The 16215-nt window shown below is 54.7% G+C and carries 14 protein-coding genes; 5 read left to right on the forward strand and 9 right to left on the reverse strand.

Annotated elements, in window-relative coordinates:
• Positions 1–7: 7 nt before the first annotated feature.
• Both FHW17_RS07795 and FHW17_RS07800 read right to left on the reverse strand, forming a co-directional pair.
• Positions 8–2350 (reverse strand): EAL domain-containing protein, encoded by a 2343-nt coding sequence (locus FHW17_RS07795; RefSeq protein ID WP_112529000.1) that lies wholly within the window; start codon positions 2348–2350, stop codon positions 8–10.
• A 333-nt stretch (positions 2351–2683) separates the two neighbouring features.
• Positions 2684–2986 carry a metalloregulator ArsR/SmtB family transcription factor gene (locus tag FHW17_RS07800; RefSeq protein ID WP_091877900.1) on the reverse strand — a complete coding sequence of 101 codons (303 nt, stop codon included), beginning with the start codon at positions 2984–2986 and terminating at the stop codon, positions 2684–2686.
• A gap of 108 nt (positions 2987–3094) precedes the next feature.
• Here FHW17_RS07800 and FHW17_RS07805 point away from each other — a divergent pair, with 108 nt between their 5' ends.
• The 5 genes from FHW17_RS07805 to FHW17_RS07825 all read left to right on the forward strand — a co-directional run bounded on the left by FHW17_RS07805 (position 3095) and on the right by FHW17_RS07825 (position 8868).
• Positions 3095–4192 carry an NADH:flavin oxidoreductase/NADH oxidase gene (locus FHW17_RS07805; protein WP_182509551.1) on the forward strand — a complete coding sequence of 366 codons (1098 nt, stop codon included), beginning with the start codon at positions 3095–3097 and terminating at the stop codon, positions 4190–4192.
• A gap of 214 nt (positions 4193–4406) precedes the next feature.
• Positions 4407–5714 (forward strand): PLP-dependent transferase, encoded by a 1308-nt coding sequence (locus FHW17_RS07810; protein WP_182509552.1) that lies wholly within the window; start codon positions 4407–4409, stop codon positions 5712–5714.
• 646 nt (positions 5715–6360) lie between these two features.
• Positions 6361–7401 (forward strand): methionine ABC transporter ATP-binding protein, encoded by a 1041-nt coding sequence (locus FHW17_RS07815; protein ID WP_182509669.1) that lies wholly within the window; start codon positions 6361–6363, stop codon positions 7399–7401.
• Entirely contained in the window at positions 7391–8056 is a 666-nt protein-coding gene (locus tag FHW17_RS07820; RefSeq protein ID WP_182509553.1) for a methionine ABC transporter permease, read from the forward strand. Before FHW17_RS07815 ends, FHW17_RS07820 begins: the two co-directional genes overlap by 11 nt.
• Positions 8057–8088: 32 nt before the next feature.
• Complete coding sequence (locus FHW17_RS07825; RefSeq protein ID WP_182509670.1) at positions 8089–8868, forward strand: MetQ/NlpA family ABC transporter substrate-binding protein; 780 nt, start codon at positions 8089–8091, stop codon at positions 8866–8868.
• A gap of 59 nt (positions 8869–8927) precedes the next feature.
• Here the strand turns inward: FHW17_RS07825 and ugpC are convergent, their stop codons facing one another.
• From ugpC to FHW17_RS07860, 7 genes are all read right to left on the reverse strand, one after another.
• Positions 8928–9998 carry a sn-glycerol-3-phosphate ABC transporter ATP-binding protein UgpC gene (gene ugpC, locus FHW17_RS07830; protein ID WP_091877896.1) on the reverse strand — a complete coding sequence of 357 codons (1071 nt, stop codon included), beginning with the start codon at positions 9996–9998 and terminating at the stop codon, positions 8928–8930.
• Positions 9999–10004: 6 nt separating this feature from the next.
• Entirely contained in the window at positions 10005–10853 is an 849-nt protein-coding gene (gene ugpE / locus FHW17_RS07835) for a sn-glycerol-3-phosphate ABC transporter permease UgpE (RefSeq protein ID WP_091877895.1), read from the reverse strand.
• Between the two features lie 11 nt (positions 10854–10864).
• Complete coding sequence (ugpA, locus tag FHW17_RS07840) at positions 10865–11755, reverse strand: sn-glycerol-3-phosphate ABC transporter permease UgpA (RefSeq protein ID WP_182509554.1); 891 nt, start codon at positions 11753–11755, stop codon at positions 10865–10867.
• A gap of 65 nt (positions 11756–11820) precedes the next feature.
• Positions 11821–13131: a sn-glycerol-3-phosphate ABC transporter substrate-binding protein UgpB gene (gene ugpB / locus FHW17_RS07845; protein ID WP_112529010.1), complete on the reverse strand. Its 1311-nt coding sequence runs from the start codon at positions 13129–13131 to the stop codon at positions 11821–11823.
• Positions 13132–13279: 148 nt separating this feature from the next.
• Entirely contained in the window at positions 13280–13879 is a 600-nt protein-coding gene (gene pncA / locus FHW17_RS07850) for a bifunctional nicotinamidase/pyrazinamidase (RefSeq protein ID WP_113096318.1), read from the reverse strand.
• A gap of 150 nt (positions 13880–14029) precedes the next feature.
• Positions 14030–15193 (reverse strand): N-acetylglucosamine-6-phosphate deacetylase, encoded by a 1164-nt coding sequence (gene nagA, locus FHW17_RS07855; protein WP_182509555.1) that lies wholly within the window; start codon positions 15191–15193, stop codon positions 14030–14032.
• A complete protein-coding gene (locus tag FHW17_RS07860; RefSeq protein WP_112529138.1) occupies positions 15190–16200 on the reverse strand; it encodes an SIS domain-containing protein in 1011 nt (336 codons plus the stop codon). The genes nagA and FHW17_RS07860 overlap by 4 nt, the downstream gene beginning before the upstream one ends.
• Between the last annotated feature and the right edge of the window lie 15 nt (positions 16201–16215).

Here is a 16215-nt window from a genome sequence, read left to right on the forward strand (position 1 = left end):
GATGGTTTCAGCTGGCGACTTCGTAACGGTCGCGGTCAAATGACATGAGGCCGGAGGTTTTTTCAAAAGGCTCTGCGGGGCTGAAGAGAAAGCCCTGAACCTGATCACAGCCTTCCTTTTGCAGACAGGCAAGCTGTTCGCGTGTTTCCACACCTTCCGCTGTGATCTTCATGCCCATACTGGCGCCCAGTCCCATGACAGCGCGAATAATGGCAAGGCTACCCCGGTTGTGTGGAAGATCACGCACAAAGGACTGATCGATCTTGATCTTGTCGAACGGCATTTTGCGCAGATAGCTCAAACTGGAATAGCCCGTACCAAAGTCATCAAGGGCGATGCTGACACCCATGGCGCGGAACTGGCGAAGCAGGGATATGGCAGCGACATTGGCTTCAAGAAACACCGACTCGGTGATTTCAAGTTCAAGGCGATTGGGCTTCAATTTGTTCGTTGTCAGCGCATCGCGAACAATGGATGCAAGGTCCGAGTGGCGAAACTGGATGGCTGAAATATTGATTGCCACGTTGATGTCATCTGGCCAGAGCACGGCTGTTCTGCAGGCTTCCTGAATGATCCATTCGCCAAGTGGAATAATATTGCCGGTCTCTTCGGCAATCGGGATGAAAATGGCCGGCGAAATATAGCCATGCACCGGGTGTTTCCAACGCAGAAGCGTTTCAAATCCGACTGTCTTGAGCGTTATGGCCGAGACAATCGGCTGGAAATGCAAAATGAATTCCTTGCGGGCCAAAGCACCGCGCAGGTCCATGGCGAGCGCCCGCTTGGCCTCAATGCGGGCATCCATTTCCACTTCATAAAAGCGGTAGCTATTCCGGCCTTCGTTCTTGGTGCGATAAAGTGCCAGATCAGCGCAACGCATGATGTCGTTGACGCTGTCAGTCGGCGCAAGAGCAATACCGACACTGATATGGATGTTGATTTGAATACCGTCGATCCAGAACGGTTGAGAAATTGTCTGGACTAGATCCTGAGCCAGGGTTGTTGCATCCTCATGATCCGCGCCGGGGGCAAGGATGGCAAATTCGTCACCGGAGAGACGCGCCACTATGTAAGTGGCTGGTGATGTGCTGCGCAGACGTTCTGCAACCTGTTTCAGCAGTTGATCACCGATACCATGGCCAAAGCTGTCATTGACCGTCTTGAACTCATCAAGGTCGATACAGAAGACAGCAAATCCGGCAAGACCCTCTTCTAGATCTTTGGTTGCTTGCGACAGCTGATCCGTAAACAGGGTTCTGTTGGGCAGATCGGTCAGTACATCATAACGGGCGAGATAGGACAGCTGATCTTCCGACTGTTTGGCGGCTGTCACATCGGAGCCAACACCGCGATAGCCGCAGAACTGCCCGGCATTGTCAAAAATCGCCTTACCGGTAAGTGACCACCAACGGGTCTCGCCCTTGATATTGATCGGCAGGATGTGATTGCGGAACGTCGTGCGGTTCTCGATGGCCTGCCAGATAGAACCGACTTTTACCGCTTCTTCGGCATGCGACTGGTCAACCTTGAAGAGTTGGGCAAATGGCATTCCCTGCAGTTGTTTGGTGGTTTTTTCAGCGATCTGTGCAAGCCGGGGCGAGGTGTGCTGAAGTTTCAGATCAGCATCAGTTTCCCAGATCCAGTCGCTGGCGTTCTCTTCGAAGTCATAAAGAAGCAGACTGATAACTTCCTTCTGCTGCTCAACCTTGATCTGATCGAGTGTGCGCATGACGATCAGATTGCTCATATGAACAATGGTGAACAGGATGAAGAGTGCGTAGATCGCCAGCAGAATCGCGATGAAAAGAAAGAAATCCTCACCGGTTGAGGCGAGGGCGAAGAACGAACCTGTGATAATCGCACCCGAAAAGGCAATGGCTGCAAGTGGAACCACAGCGACACCAATACCAGTTGCCATGAGGCCTGCAGCTGTGCAGGCGATGAGCAACCTATGGTAAGCGTCGGCTTCCAGAAACAACATTAGCGGGATGCTGGCCAGACATAAGCCATAACAGGCGGATGTGATGATCAGATATTTGATGCCGTCAAAGCTAAGCTCCTTGACCTTCGGCACCTTGTACCATTGCCAGCATGCAAAGAGCGATGCAGCGGTCATCAATGTGACGATTGTTGAGAGGCTTCCCAGATAGAGCTTATGTCCCTGATCCCAGAAGACAAAAGCCACAACGAACACCACACTCATGGCGACAACGACGGTAAACGGCGCCAGTCTTAGCGCCACATCCATCTGTTCAGCATAGACACGCCGTTTGACAGCAGGGTTGATCGTTCCCCGCATGCCGAACATCGACCGGATAGCGTCAGGTGTATGGAAATTCGACAGTGGCACCCACGGACCTCAGACAGGCGAGTTCATATTTCCCTATGCTATTTTTATTACGTTCGGCATTGGTTAATTTGCTTACCATTTTTTATAATAGTTACCAATGTCTTTATGGTTCTATGGTTTATGCCGCAGCAATATTGCGCCCCTGGCGAAATGTTTTGTAATCCCCACCTGTAAATCGAAAGATGGATACTTATCATAAGTAAAAAGTAAGGCTTGCAACGTCAATATTTGTAATAAAACAAGGTATAACCAGAATACACGACGAGTTTGTTGCGTATCCCGCTGCTTACGGGCACCCGCACTCACAGTTGGTTTTGGACGCGCAACAATCTCCTAGCTGCGCACTGCAAGAATTGCGGGAAGCAATCCAGGGAAAACCTCGGCGAGTTCATTATCGCGCAACTCATTGATGCGGGACGTTCCGTCATTACGCGTCTTGATAATGCCAGCTTCGCGCAGCACGCGAAAATGATGCGACACGCTGGATTTCGGGCGTCCGTTTTCAAGCGCGGCGCAGCTTGCTTCACCCTCGCGCGCAAGCTGTCGAACAATCGACAGGCGGATGGGGTCGCTCAAGGCGTAAAGCACAGACTCGAGCTGCACTTCGGTGATCTGGGGGTGACGATATTCTCTCATACACTCTTCCTAGCACAAAATTTTGTGTATTGCTATTGTTCGAATTATATCGAACTATAGAAATATGATTGGCGTCCAGCCAAAAGATTCTTAAACCGGAGTAACAGTATGGCCTCTCTCTTCGACCCCTTCACCCTGAAGGATGTGACATTGCGCAACCGAATCGCGGTGTCGCCCATGTGCCAGTATTCGGCAAATGATGGCGTGATCAACAATTGGCATCACGTTCACCTCGGTGGGCTGGCGCGTGGCGGTTCGGGGCTGGTGATTGTTGAGGCAACAGCCGTCTCGCCGGAAGGCCGCATTACACCGGGTTGTGCCGGACTTTGGAATGACGAACAGGCAAAGGCGTTTGCGCCTGCTGTCCAGACCATCAAGGATGCGGGCGCCGTTCCGGGCATTCAGATTGCCCATGCGGGACGCAAGGCCAGTGCCAATCGCCCATGGGAAGGTGATGACCATATTGCCGAAGATGACGCACGAGGCTGGGAGACGATTGCACCATCGGCGATTGCCTATGGTGGTGGACTTCCAAAGGTCCCACGCGCAATGACCAAGGGCGATATCGAACGGGTACAGCAGGCATTTGTTGATAGCGCGAAGCGTGCGCTTGCCGTCGGTTTTGAATGGCTGGAACTGCACTTCGCCCATGGTTATCTCGCCCAGAGTTTTCTGTCTGAGCACTCCAACAAACGCACGGACGAATATGGTGGCAGCTTTGAAAACCGCAGCCGTTTTCTGATCGAAACCGTTCGCGCGGTACGGGCTGTCTGGCCTGAGAACCTACCGCTCACTGCTCGCCTCGGCGTTATCGAATATGATGGACAGGACGAGAAGACGCTCAGCGAAGCCATTGAGCTTGTCAAATTATTGAAAGACAATGGCCTTGATTTTATCGATGTCAGCATGGGTTTCTCGCTTGGCAAGACCAGCATTCCATGGGGTCCGGCATTCCTAGGACCAGTCGCAGAACGGGTTCGCCGCGAAACCGGTCTGCCTGCCTCCACATCCTGGTACATCAGCACCCCGCAGGAAGCGGATGCGCTGGTACGGGAAGGCAAGGTTGATCTGGTCATGCTGGCGCGTCCGTTGCTGACTGATCCGCATTGGCCTTTCCGTGCCGCCAAGGAATTGGGTGTCGAAAAGCCGTCATGGGTGCTGCCATCGCCTTATGCCCATTGGCTGGAACGGTATCGGGCAGCCTGATCCCAGACTGTTGGCTTTCGTGGAGCTGGGAATGGAATTCTCTATTCCCGGCTTTGCTCGTGGCCAATCGGCATGGATTAGATCGTTCTAGTCGGTTTTTAGCATAGGATTGCCGGAACGAGCTTAAATAAGAAACAGCCTGCGTGTCCCGCTTTTGCAAGTTCTCCTAGTGTCACAGGTGATCAATCCCGTCACCAACACAAGGACGAAAACCATGGCAGTCCATTTGCATCCCGAGACTATCGCCCTGCATGCCGGCTGGCGGGCTGATCCCGCGACCGGTGCCGTGGCAGTGCCGATCTACCAGACCACATCCTATCAGTTTCGCGATACGGAACATGCAGCCAATCTCTTCGCGTTGAAGGAACTCGGCAATATTTATACGCGCATTGGTAACCCGACGACCGATGTGCTGGAAAAGCGCATTGCTGCGCTTGATGGCGGCATTGCCGCGCTCGCGGTTGCTTCGGGGCAGGCGGCTTCGGCAATTGCTGTCCAGAACCTTGCGCGTTCCGGTGACAATATCGTCAGCTCCACCGATCTTTACGGCGGTACGTGGAATCTCTTTGCCAATACGCTGAAGGATCAGGGCATCGAAGTGCGCTTTGTCGATCCTCAAGATCCGGAAGCGTTTCGCCGGGCCACGGATGAGCGCACCCGCGCCTATTATGCGGAAACACTTCCCAATCCGAAACTCACCGTATTTCCCATTGCCGAAGTTGCCGCCATTGGACGTGAATATGGTATCCCGCTGATTGTTGATAATACGGCTGCACCGTTGATCGCGCGTCCACTGCAGCATGGTGCAGCTATCGTCGTGTACTCCACCACCAAATATCTGGGCGGTCATGGCACCTCCATCGGCGGCATTATCGTTGATGGCGGCCAGTTCGACTGGGAAAAATTTCCGGAACGTCAGCCCGCGCTCAATACACCTGATCCAAGCTATCATGGTGCGGTCTGGACAGAAGCCGTCAAGCCCATTGGTCCGGTCGCCTATATCATCAAGGCGCGCGTGACACTGTTGCGTGACCTCGGTGCAGCGCTTTCACCTTTTAACGCTTTCCAGACGATACAGGGGATCGAGACGCTGGCTCTCAGGCTTGAGCGTCATGTGGAAAACGCCAAGAAGGTTGCGGATTTTCTGGCAAAGCGACCGGAGATTGCCAAGGTTATCCATCCATCCCAGCAGAGCGGGATCGATCGCGAAAGGGCGGAAAAATACCTTTCCGGCAGTTTCGGTGGTCTGGTCGGTTTCGAGCTGAAAGGTGGTTTGCAGGCCGGGCGCAAATTCATTGAAGCGCTCGAACTTTTCTACCATGTTGCCAATATCGGCGATGTGCGAAGCCTCGCCATCCATCCAGCCACAACCACGCACTCCCAGCTGTCACCGGACGAGCAACGCGCAAGCGGCGTTTCGGAAGGTTACATTCGCCTTTCGGTTGGCATCGAACATATTGACGATATTCTCGGTGATCTGGAACGTGGCCTGAATGCATCAAAACTTGCGCTTGCAGCCTGATCTGAAACCTGTGGTTGGTTGGAAATGTGATTGAGGTGTTGTAAGGTTCTGGAGTGAGGGACGGACTTTCGCCCGTCCCTCTGTTCTAGCTAGTGAATTGAACCCGGAACATCAGCGTCCAGCCGGTCCGGGTTCTTTTCACCACTAGCGTGACGCTAAACGGTTTATACCGCATAGAGCACCTCCAGATTTGAGAGCAAGGCCGTTGCCACGGTCGGGGAGGCCCATCTTCTCGATACACCGGCTGGCTCGGTGCGTGCTGCTTCACCCTCAAATGGATTGCGCGTAAAAACGCCACTCAACGCTGCCTGCTTTTTCGAAGCCGCGCTAGAAATGCAGAGTTGAATCATGTGAGGTAAGTGGTTGTTTTAATTCATTATTTAGAACTAAAGTGGCAAGAAAACTGCGTTGTTCATGAGAACAATCCATCCCACAGTTCGATAAAATCAACATTTCTTCCGTCGAAAATGTTCACGCAAGTCCACAGGCTCTATCGAAATCTCGACCTGATCGGTATAGACAGTCGCAAACAGACAACAGGGCAGCTGCGAATGCAGCGCAATTGAGTATGACGGTTGTGACACGGAAGACTGGAAAACCATCCCAAGAGGTCATGGGTGATGGATTGAACAAAGCGGCCAATCCCATGGTGGCGTTCGAAGGCGTATCCAAACGGTTTGCGGCGGGACGCACCAGCGTGGAAGTTGCGGCGCTTGATGGTGTTGATCTGACTGTTCCGCGCGGTTCAGTGACTGGTATTATCGGTCGTTCCGGTGCAGGCAAATCCACATTGATCCGGCTGGTCAATGGGCTCGAAAAGCCTACCAGCGGCCGTGTCATTGTTGATGGCGTGAACATTGCCGAGCTTGACGAGAAAAGCTTGCGGGACGTGCGCCGCTCAATCGGCATGATTTTCCAGCATTTCAACCTGCTTTCGTCGCGCACAGCTTTCGACAATATTGCGCTGCCGCTCGAGATCGCCGGGATTGATAGGCAGACTATTGAAAAGCGCGTGACACCGCTGCTTGATCTTGTCGGACTTTCGGACAAACGCAACCGTTACCCATCCGAACTTTCAGGAGGGCAGAAGCAGCGCATTGGTATTGCCCGCGCTTTGGCAACGGAACCAAAACTGCTTTTGTCCGATGAGGCGACATCGGCACTCGATCCGGAAACGACACGTTCTATTCTCGCCTTGCTCAAGACGATCAACAAGGAGCTTGGCCTTACGGTTCTTCTGATTACCCACGAGATGGAAGTGATCAAAACCATTGCTGATCATGTGGCGGTGATCGATGGCGGGCGCATTGTCGAGCAGGGGCCGACCTTCGATGTTTTCACCGGTCATACCCATGCGACCACGCGTTCGCTGCTCGGCGGCCTCGCAGGACTGCATCTGCCGGAGTTTCTGACGCGGCAGATGGTGGAAAAGCCGGAACCGGGTCTGCGCACGATCCTGCGCATCATCTTCAAGGGTGAGAACGCCACAGAGCCCATGCTTGCACGGCTCGGAAGCGATCTCGGTATTGAGGTCAATATTATGGCGGGTGCGGTTGACGAGATTGCCGGTCGTCCCTTTGGCATGCTGGTTGTTTCATTGCTGGCGGATGAGGCAAGGATAGTCGAGGCCCGACGCTTTCTCGCCGATCATGGCCTGTCATCGGAGGTTGTCGGTTATGTCCGCTGATATTTTCGCACTGCTCGTGAAGTCCACAGGGCAGACCCTTTACATGGTTGCCATCGCTGGATTGATCGGCTCGCTCTTCGGTATTCCGCTTGGCGTTTTTCTGGCCACCAGTGAGCGGGGCGAGCTTTTTGCTGCGCCTTCAACCAACAAGGTGCTGGGGCTTATCGTCAATGCCGCGCGCTCGACACCCTTCATCATTCTGGTTGTTGCCATCATACCGTTCACGCGGATGATCGCCGGAACCTCAATCGGCACGACGGCGGCAATTGTCCCGCTGACTATCGCAACCATTCCCTTTATTGCGCGGCTGGTTGAATCAGCAATCCGCGAGGTCGATCCGGGATTGACGGAAGCGGCCCGCGCCATGGGGGCAAGCCCGGTTCAGATCGTGTTCAAGGTTCTGCTGGCGGAAGCGCGGCCCGGCATTGCATCGGCGTTAACACTGACCATTGTCAGCCTGATCGGTTATTCAGCCATGGTCGGCGCGGTCGGTGGTGGTGGTCTGGGCGATCTCGGCATCCGTTATGGCTATCAGCGCTTTATGCCTGACGTGATGGCTGTCGTGGTTCTTGTGCTGATCGTGCTGGTACAACTTGTCCAGAGCGCCGGCGACCGGCTGGCGCGACAGTTCGACAAGCGCATTCGTCCCCGCTGAATTGAGTTTTGTTAAAACAGGAGAGTAAAATGTTGAAGAAAATCCTCGCCACAGCTGCGCTGGCGGCAATTCTCAGCGCCACCAGTGCGCTTGCCGAAACGATCAAGATTGGCGTAACGCCCGGCGAACACGCGCAGATCATGGAAAAGGTCAAGGAAATCGCCAAGCCAAAGGGTCTTGATATCGAGATTTTCGAGTTTTCCGACTATGTCGTGCCCAATCAGGCGCTGAATGATGGTGAACTGGATGCCAACTCTTTCCAGCACAAGCCCTATCTCGACAACCAGATTGCCGATCGCAAGTTTGATCTGGTTGATGTCGCCTACACTGTCAATTTCCCGATGGGCGTTTATTCGAAGAAGGTGAAGGGCTTTGACGAACTGGCCGATGGTGCGACCATTGCCATTCCGAACGATCCGACCAATGGCGGCCGCGCGCTGCTCATCATCGCGGACAAAGGCGCCATCAAGCTGAAGGAAGGTTCTGGCCTTAAAGTCACGCTTGCCGATATTGTTGAGAACAAGAAGAACTTCAAGTTCGTCGAGCTTGATGCAGCCCAGTTGCCGCGTTCGATCGATGATGTTGATGCCGCCGCGATCAACACCAATTATGCGCTTGAAGCTGGTCTTGACCCGATGAAAGACCCGATCCTGAAGGAAGGCGAAAAGGCACCTTACGTCAATCTGATCGCCGTTCGTAAAGCCGACAAGGACAAGCCTTGGGTCAAGACGCTGATCGAATCCTACCATTCCGATCCGGTCAAGCAGTTCATCCTCGACAAGTACAAGGGTGCTGCTGTTCCAGCGTGGTAAATGATAATCTCACTCCCTTCTGCCTTGATGGTGGAGGGGAGTGATCACTTTAAGACGCCTTAGAGGCGTTTTCCGTTGCCGCCAAAAAGGTGCAGCTTTTCCTTGGGGATGATGACCCTGAGATGGTCATCGGGCTGTGATACCGAACGACCAGCAACGCGGACGACAACCCGTTCGCCGCCGATAATGCCATAGACATAGCTTTCCGCACCGACAGGCTCGACACCCAGCACTTTGAGGTCAAGCAAAAGGCCGCCAACATGCGACTCTGTCCCGGTGGCAACTTCCAGATCTTCCGGACGGAAACCGATGATTGCATCCTTGTCGGTCACCGCCAGACCCTGCGCCCCGATCCGGGTGCCGTCTTTCAGGATCAATCCCGAGCCGTCCGATGTCACCGGAATAAGGTTCATTGGCGGTGCGCCGATGAAACTTGCCACGAATGTGCTGGCTGGCTTTTCGTAGATATCCAGTGGCGCGCCAATCTGTTCGACAGCACCGGCATTCATGACCACAAGAATATCGGCGAGCGTCATCGCCTCCAACTGATCGTGGGTGACATAGACGCTGGTCACACCGAGCTGGCGCTGCAGGTTCTTGATTTCGACACGCATCTGGCCGCGCAGCTTGGCGTCCAGATTAGAAAGCGGCTCGTCAAAGAGGAACACTTTCGGGTTGCGCACGATGGCACGGCCCATGGCCACGCGCTGGCGCTGGCCACCCGATAATTCCTTGGGGCGGCGCTCCAGAAGATGCGTGAGTTCAAGTGTTGCGGCTGCCTCACGTACACGCTTGTCAATCTGATCCTTCGGCATGCCACGATTGCGCAAACCGTAAGCCATATTGTCATAGACTTTCATATGCGGATAAAGCGCATAATTCTGGAAGACCATGGCAATGTCGCGCTCGGCTGGCCCGAGATCATTGACGACCTTGTTGTCGATCTTGACCGTACCGTCAGTGATCGATTCCAGTCCGGCGATCATGCGCAGAAGCGTCGATTTCCCGCAGCCTGAAGGGCCAACAAGCACGCACAACGCGCCGTCCTTGATTGCGATGTCGACGCCTTTTACCGCCTCGACGGCTCCGGCATAGACCTTGCGGACATTTGTAAGTTCAACACTTGCCATGTGAAATCATTTCTCCGTTTCGACCAGACCGCGCACGAACCAGCGTTGCATCAGGACAACGACGAGGACCGGGGGGAGGATGGCCAGAATGCAGGTCACCATCACCAGATGCCATTCGGTATCGGCATCGGCGAAGGAAATCATTTTGCGCAGACCGATGACGATGGTTGTCATGTCATTGCGATTTGTCATCAGCAGCGGCCAGAGATATTGGGTCCAGCCGTAAATGAAGAGGATGACGAACAGCGCTGCGATATTGGTTTTCGACAGGGGCAACAGGATGTCTTTAAAGAAGCGCCATGGGCCAGCACCATCGACACGCGCCGCCTCGACCAGTTCACCCGGTATGGTCATGAAGAACTGGCGGAACAGCAGCGTTGCCGTTGCCGATGCCATGAGTGGAACCGTAAGGCCCGTATAGGTGTCGATGAGACCGAGATCGACCATGACCTTGTAGGTTGGCAGGATGCGCACTTCGACCGGAAGCATCAGTGTGATGAAGATCAACCAGAAGAAGATCATGCGACCGGGGAATCGGAAAAACACGATGGCATAGGCTGACAGAATTGAGATGATGATCTTGCCGACGGCAATTGCCAGCGCCATGATCGTTGTGTTGATGAGCAGGCGGCCGACACCGACGCCGCCGATACGGCCAATGCCACCGAAAAGCGCCGTTGTATAATTTTCCCAGAAATGCCCGCCGGGCAGCAACGACAGCGGCGGCCGCATAATGTCCTGCAGCGACTGTGTTGATGCGATAAAGGCGTAGTAGATCGGGAAGGCCACGATCAGGATGCCGATAATCAGGACGATATGGGCAACGATACGGCTGATGGGATTGTTCTGGATCATGTCTTTTCCCCTCAGCCGTAATGAACTTTGCGCTCGACATAACGGAACTGGATCGCCGTCAGACCGATAACAATGACCATGAGGATGACTGATTGTGCCGCGGAGTCGCCGAGGATCAGATTGACGAAGCCGTCATTATAAACCTTGTAGACCAGTGTCTCCGTTGCCTTGCCGGGGCCGCCGCCCGTAACGGCGTGGATGATGCCGAATGTGTCGAAGAAGGCGTAGACGGTGTTGACCACCAGAAGGAAGAATGTTGTCGGGGCAAGCAGCGGGAAGACAATGGTCCAGAAACGCTTGGTTTCACCCGCGCCGTCAATGGCGGCGGCTTCGATCAGTGATTTTGGAATCGACTGGAGTCCGGCAACAAAGAACAGGAAGTTGTAGCTGATCTGCTTCCAGGCCGCAGCGGCAACCACGAGCAGCATTGCCTGACCGCTGTTGAGCAACGGGTCCCAATTGTATCCGGCAGAGCGGAGCATATAGGCAAATGTGCCCATGGATGGATTGAACAGGAACAGCCAGAGCATACCGGCGATGGCCGGAGCCACCGCATAAGGCCAGATCATCAGCGTGCGGTAAATGCCTTTGCCACGGATGACCTTGTCGGCCATGACGGCAAACATCAGGGCAAAACCCATGGCGATCACGGCTGTGGCGATGGAGAAGACAACCGTCACCTGAAGCGAGTTCAGGTAGTTGGGGTCATTGAGGATGCGTTTGAAATTTCCAAGCCCGACAAACTGGGTTGAAAGGCCAAATGGGTCTTCCCGCAGGACCGACTGACGGATGGCCTGGGACGCTGGCCAGTAGAAAAAGACAATCGTGATGGCGAGCTGCGGCGCCAGCAGCAGATAAGGCAGAAATTTGTTTGGAAAAGTGACGCGCGTTGACGATGCCATGATTGCCCCTTTTGAAAATTATCCCGCCCGCTGGGAATGCGGACGGGATGTTTATGAATAGGCGCTTACTGGCCGTTAGCCTGTTTGATGGCCGCATTGCCGCGCTTGACGGCATTGTCGAGGGCCTGCTGGGCAGTCTGCTTGCCGGAGAGCATGTTTTCGAACTCTTCGTTCTCGATATCACGCACCTGTGGCAGATTTGGCAGACGCACACCCTTGGAGTTCTCAGTCGGCGCCTTACCCATCATCTGCTTGATTGGAATTTCGCGGGCAGGGTTCTTGTCGTAGAAACCCGACTTCTTGGTTTCCTCGTAAGCAGCAAGCGTTACCGGCAGATAGCCCGATACCTGATGCAGGCGGGCCTGAATGTCGGTGCGCGACAGGAAGGTGAAGAAGGCTGCTACGCCCTTATATTCCGCATCGGTCTTGCCGCCGAATACCCAAAGGCTGGCGCCGCCGGGTGTTGTGTTCTGCGGCGCACCCTTGGCATCGGGCTCATAGGGAAGCTGGCCCGTGCCGTAGTTCATGCCAGATTTGACCACGTCGCCGAGGCCGCCTGACGATTCAGTGAAGATACCGCATTCGCCCGACAGGAACAGCGGCTTGGCTTCCGAGGTGCGGCCGCCATAACGGAATGTGCCGTCCTTGGCCAGATCAGCCAGTTCCTGGAAATGCTTGACGAAGAGCGGTGCATTGATCTTCAGCTCGACATCGGTTCCGGCAATGCCGTTTTCATTGGTGCCGTAGGACAGATTATTCCATGCGGCGAAGTTTTCCGTGTGAATCCATGTCAGCCATGTGGAGGTGTAACCGCATTTGGCCGCGCCGCTGGTCTTGATCTTCTTGGCTGCTTCCCAAACCTCGGGCCAAGTCTTGGGCGGGTTATTTTCGTCAAGTCCTGCCTTCTTGAAGATATCCTTGTTGTAATAAAGGATCGGCGACGAACTGTTGTAGGGGAAGGACAGCATGGTGCCGTCTGGCTTGGAATAATAGGCAACGATACCCGGCAGATAGAGGCTCTTGTCGAACTTTGCGCCACCCATGGAGAGGATGTCGGCAACCGGTTTGATAGCGCCTTCAGCGCCCATCATGACGCCCGTTCCAGCGTCGAAAACCTGCATGATGTGCGGCGCCTGTTTGGCACGGAACGCGGCAATGCCCGCATTCAGTGTTTCGGGATAGGTGCCCTTGAATACAGGAACCACCTTGTATTCGCTCTGGCTCTCGTTGAATTCCTTGGAGAGGGTTTCAACAACCTCGTTGTTGGCGCCAGTCATGGCGTGCCACCAGCTGATTTCGGTGAGGGCGAAAGATGAGGTGGAGGATGCAAGGATAAGCCCGAATGCGAGGCTTAGCGAAGTGCCGCGAAATGTCATATGTGTCTCCCATAATGAGGCGTCATCTAGAGTGCGCTTACGGGCACTATCCTCATTATGTGACAGAGAAACAACAATTTTATAACGTTGGCCTAAAGTCTGACGCCGAGCCTGTGGAAAAAATGCGCAGCTGTTCACTTTTTGTCGGTCAGATCAGGGTAACACCGGCATTGCGCATTTTTGTGACCATGGCGGCAAGCGACCCGCCCATGTCGATGGCACGGCTGGCATCGAGCAGCACGTCGGCCGAAAAACCGTGGCTTACGGCATCCAGCGCCGAATAGGCGACACAGTAATCCGTGGCAAGCCCGACAAGGGTTACATTGGTGATTCCGCGTTCACGTAAATAACCGCCGAGCCCGGTTGGGGTCTTGCGGTCATTTTCGAAAAACGCCGAATAGCTGTCGATGTGCGGGCGGAAACCCTTGCGGATAATGAGTTCAGCTTTAGTCCAGTGCAGATCGGAATGAAACTCGGCGCCCGGTGTGCCCTGAATGCAATGATTGGGCCAAAGGGTCTGATCACCATAGGGCATTTTGATCGTATCGAAAGGTGCCTTGCCGGGATGGGTGGAGGCAAAACTGGAATGGCCCGCTGGATGCCAATCCTGTGTGAGGATGACATGATCGAACCGGACGATCAGCTTGTTGATGATTGGGACAATCTCGTTGCCGCCATCCACTGCCAGCGTACCGCCCGGGCAAAAATCATTCTGCACGTCGATGACAACAAGCGCATCTTTGGCCATTTCACTTCTCCGATTGCCTGGAGATGGTAAGTATCGCCAATCGGAGAAAGCCGTCAACTCGGGTGGTGATTGTGGGGGCAGACTTGTTGTGTTTGGTTGTTATGTCGAACCACGAACCTACACCCCCACAGGGAAATGCAACGAACGCAGCTACATCCGCGCGTAATGCACATCACCATCAATCCACACATGATCAACATCAAGCGCATTATCAAGGTGAACAATATTGGCGACATAACCTGCGCCGATCCGCCCGTACTGATGATCGATGCGGATGCTTTGCGCTGGATAAAGCGAGGCCATGCGCAGGGCTTCATCGAGATCGAGCCCAAGTTCGCGATGCACGAAACGAACAGCTGAAATCATATCAAGATCAGCACCGGCCAGCGTACCGTCTTCCAGTGTCAGGCGCCCGCCCTCACGCCGGATTGTCCGGCCATTCAGCGTAAAGGTGGTAATGTCAGTGCCAATCGTCGACATGGCATCGGTGACGAGAAAAATCTTCGCCGGACCATTTTTCGCCCGTAGGGCAATTGCCATGGAAGCCTTGTCCACATGGAAGCCGTCGGCGATCAAACCTGCTGATAATTCGCCTGATTCCAGAACAGCCCCGACAACACCCGGCGCACGATGCCCGAGCTGGCTCATGGCGTTGAAAAGGTGTGTTGCCATGGATGCCCCGGCTTCCCTGGCCGCGATCGCGATTTCATAGGACGCGCCGCTATGGCCGATGCTGACAATAACGCCCGCATCCACCATGGCCTTGATTTTGTCCGTGGGAACGGTTTCCGGCGCGATCGTGGTCAGCAGAACCGGCAGTTCCTGAACTGCCTCAATGATGGCAACGAGATCGCTGTCTTCCATCGGGCGGATAAGCGCCGGGTCGTGCGTGCCCTTGTGCGATACGGAAAGGTGGGGGCCTTCAAGGTGGAGACCGATAAATCCCGCCACCTTTTCCTGTGCCGCCGCCTTGCCCGCTGCAATCGCTGCATTGGTGATCTCTGGTGTATCGGTGATCAGGGTTGGCAGCAGTGCAGTCGTGCCAAACGCCACATGCGCCTTGCAGATCGTCCTGATTGCCTCCACCGTCGGACCGTCATTCAGGAGGACACCACCGCCGCCATTCACCTGAATGTCGATGAAACCGGGCACCAGTTTGCCGCCCTGCATTTCGACGCGCCTGATACCGGCGGGAATATCCGCTTCGACCAGGATGCCGGAGATGATGCCCTCATCAACAAGGATGGCGGAACCGGTGTGCCAGTCTTCGCCGTCGAAAATGTCGGCGCCGGTCAGTGCATAGGCAGTGCTCATATTGTTTCAGTCACTTTTCTCAAATGCGGTGGCTCATCCGGATTAAGGCCGCGGCTGCGGGCAAATTCCTCAACGAAAGCATAGAACGAAACCAGCAGGGTCAGCGGGTCAGTGAGCGGATGCGACGTTGCGATGAACGGCAAGGCGGTTGCCTTTGACGGTTTGGCAGACGTGAGGAACACGGCGGCTTCCTGCTCGGCCAGGCGGTCAGCGGCTTCAACGAGCGAATCTTCAGCTGCATCGCGTGTTGCCAGCACCAGAACAGGGAAGTCCTTGCCGACAATGGCCTTTGGTCCGTGCATGACTTCCGCAGCGGAGTAGGATTCCGCATGCATGGCGCTGGTTTCCTTGAACTTTAGCGCGACTTCGTTGGAGACGGCAAAAGACGGTCCACGGCCCAGCACGAACAGGGAGTTTTCACCCTTCATCGCAGCACCAAAAGGCGACCAGTCGCAGCGGATCGCTGCGGCAAGTGCTTTGGGAAGTTCGTCAATGGCCGTCAGAAGTTCTTCGTTCTGGGTCCAGTGACCGATCAGGGCGAGGCCCGCTACCGCCGAACTGACAAAGGTCTTGGTGGCTGCAACGCTGCGTTCCTGTCCGGCCAGAATATCGATAGCAAGATCGCTGGCATAGGCGAGATCGGAATTGATTTCATTGGTGATAGCGAGCGTCAGCGCACCGCTTTCGCGTGCGGCCTTGGTCATGCTGACAATGTCAGGGCTTTTACCGGATTGAGAAATGGAAAGCGTTGCGGCGCTTTCCAGCTTCAACGTCACACCGTAAATGGAGGCAATTGAAGGCCCTAGCGAGGCAACCGGAATGCCTGCGGTCAGTTCAGTCGCGTATTTCAGGTATGCCGTAACATGATCGGACGAGCCGCGCGCAATGGATGCGAGGAAGGGCGGGTTTTTCTCGCGCAGTTTTGCACCCGCATTGGCCAGCGTATCGCGGGATGCATCGAGAAACCGTGCTGTCACATCCGGGATGGACAGGATTTCCGCGCGCATGAGTGTTCCGTTGGT

It is taken from the genome of Phyllobacterium sp. P30BS-XVII, from assembly GCF_014138335.1.
In the GTDB taxonomy this organism is placed as follows: Bacteria; Pseudomonadota; Alphaproteobacteria; order Rhizobiales; family Rhizobiaceae; genus Phyllobacterium; species Phyllobacterium meliloti.

What these genes read in the sequence shown, in the direction of transcription:
- FHW17_RS07820 (WP_182509553.1), top strand. Translation starts at nt 7,391, where the DNA reads ATGTCCGCTGATATTTTCGCACTGCTCGTGAAGTCCACAGGGCAGACC.
- ugpA (WP_182509554.1), bottom strand. Translation starts at nt 11,755, where the DNA reads ATGGCATCGTCAACGCGCGTCACTTTTCCAAACAAATTTCTGCCTTAT.
- FHW17_RS07800 (WP_091877900.1), bottom strand. Translation starts at nt 2,986, where the DNA reads ATGAGAGAATATCGTCACCCCCAGATCACCGAAGTGCAGCTCGAGTCT.
- ugpC (WP_091877896.1), bottom strand. Translation starts at nt 9,998, where the DNA reads ATGGCAAGTGTTGAACTTACAAATGTCCGCAAGGTCTATGCCGGAGCC.
- nagA (WP_182509555.1), bottom strand. Translation starts at nt 15,193, where the DNA reads ATGAGCACTGCCTATGCACTGACCGGCGCCGACATTTTCGACGGCGAA.
- ugpB (WP_112529010.1), bottom strand. Translation starts at nt 13,131, where the DNA reads ATGACATTTCGCGGCACTTCGCTAAGCCTCGCATTCGGGCTTATCCTT.
- FHW17_RS07805 (WP_182509551.1), top strand. Translation starts at nt 3,095, where the DNA reads ATGGCCTCTCTCTTCGACCCCTTCACCCTGAAGGATGTGACATTGCGC.
- pncA (WP_113096318.1), bottom strand. Translation starts at nt 13,879, where the DNA reads ATGGCCAAAGATGCGCTTGTTGTCATCGACGTGCAGAATGATTTTTGC.
- FHW17_RS07815 (WP_182509669.1), top strand. Translation starts at nt 6,361, where the DNA reads ATGGTGGCGTTCGAAGGCGTATCCAAACGGTTTGCGGCGGGACGCACC.
- FHW17_RS07810 (WP_182509552.1), top strand. Translation starts at nt 4,407, where the DNA reads ATGGCAGTCCATTTGCATCCCGAGACTATCGCCCTGCATGCCGGCTGG.
- FHW17_RS07860 (WP_112529138.1), bottom strand. Translation starts at nt 16,200, where the DNA reads ATGCGCGCGGAAATCCTGTCCATCCCGGATGTGACAGCACGGTTTCTC.
- ugpE (WP_091877895.1), bottom strand. Translation starts at nt 10,853, where the DNA reads ATGATCCAGAACAATCCCATCAGCCGTATCGTTGCCCATATCGTCCTG.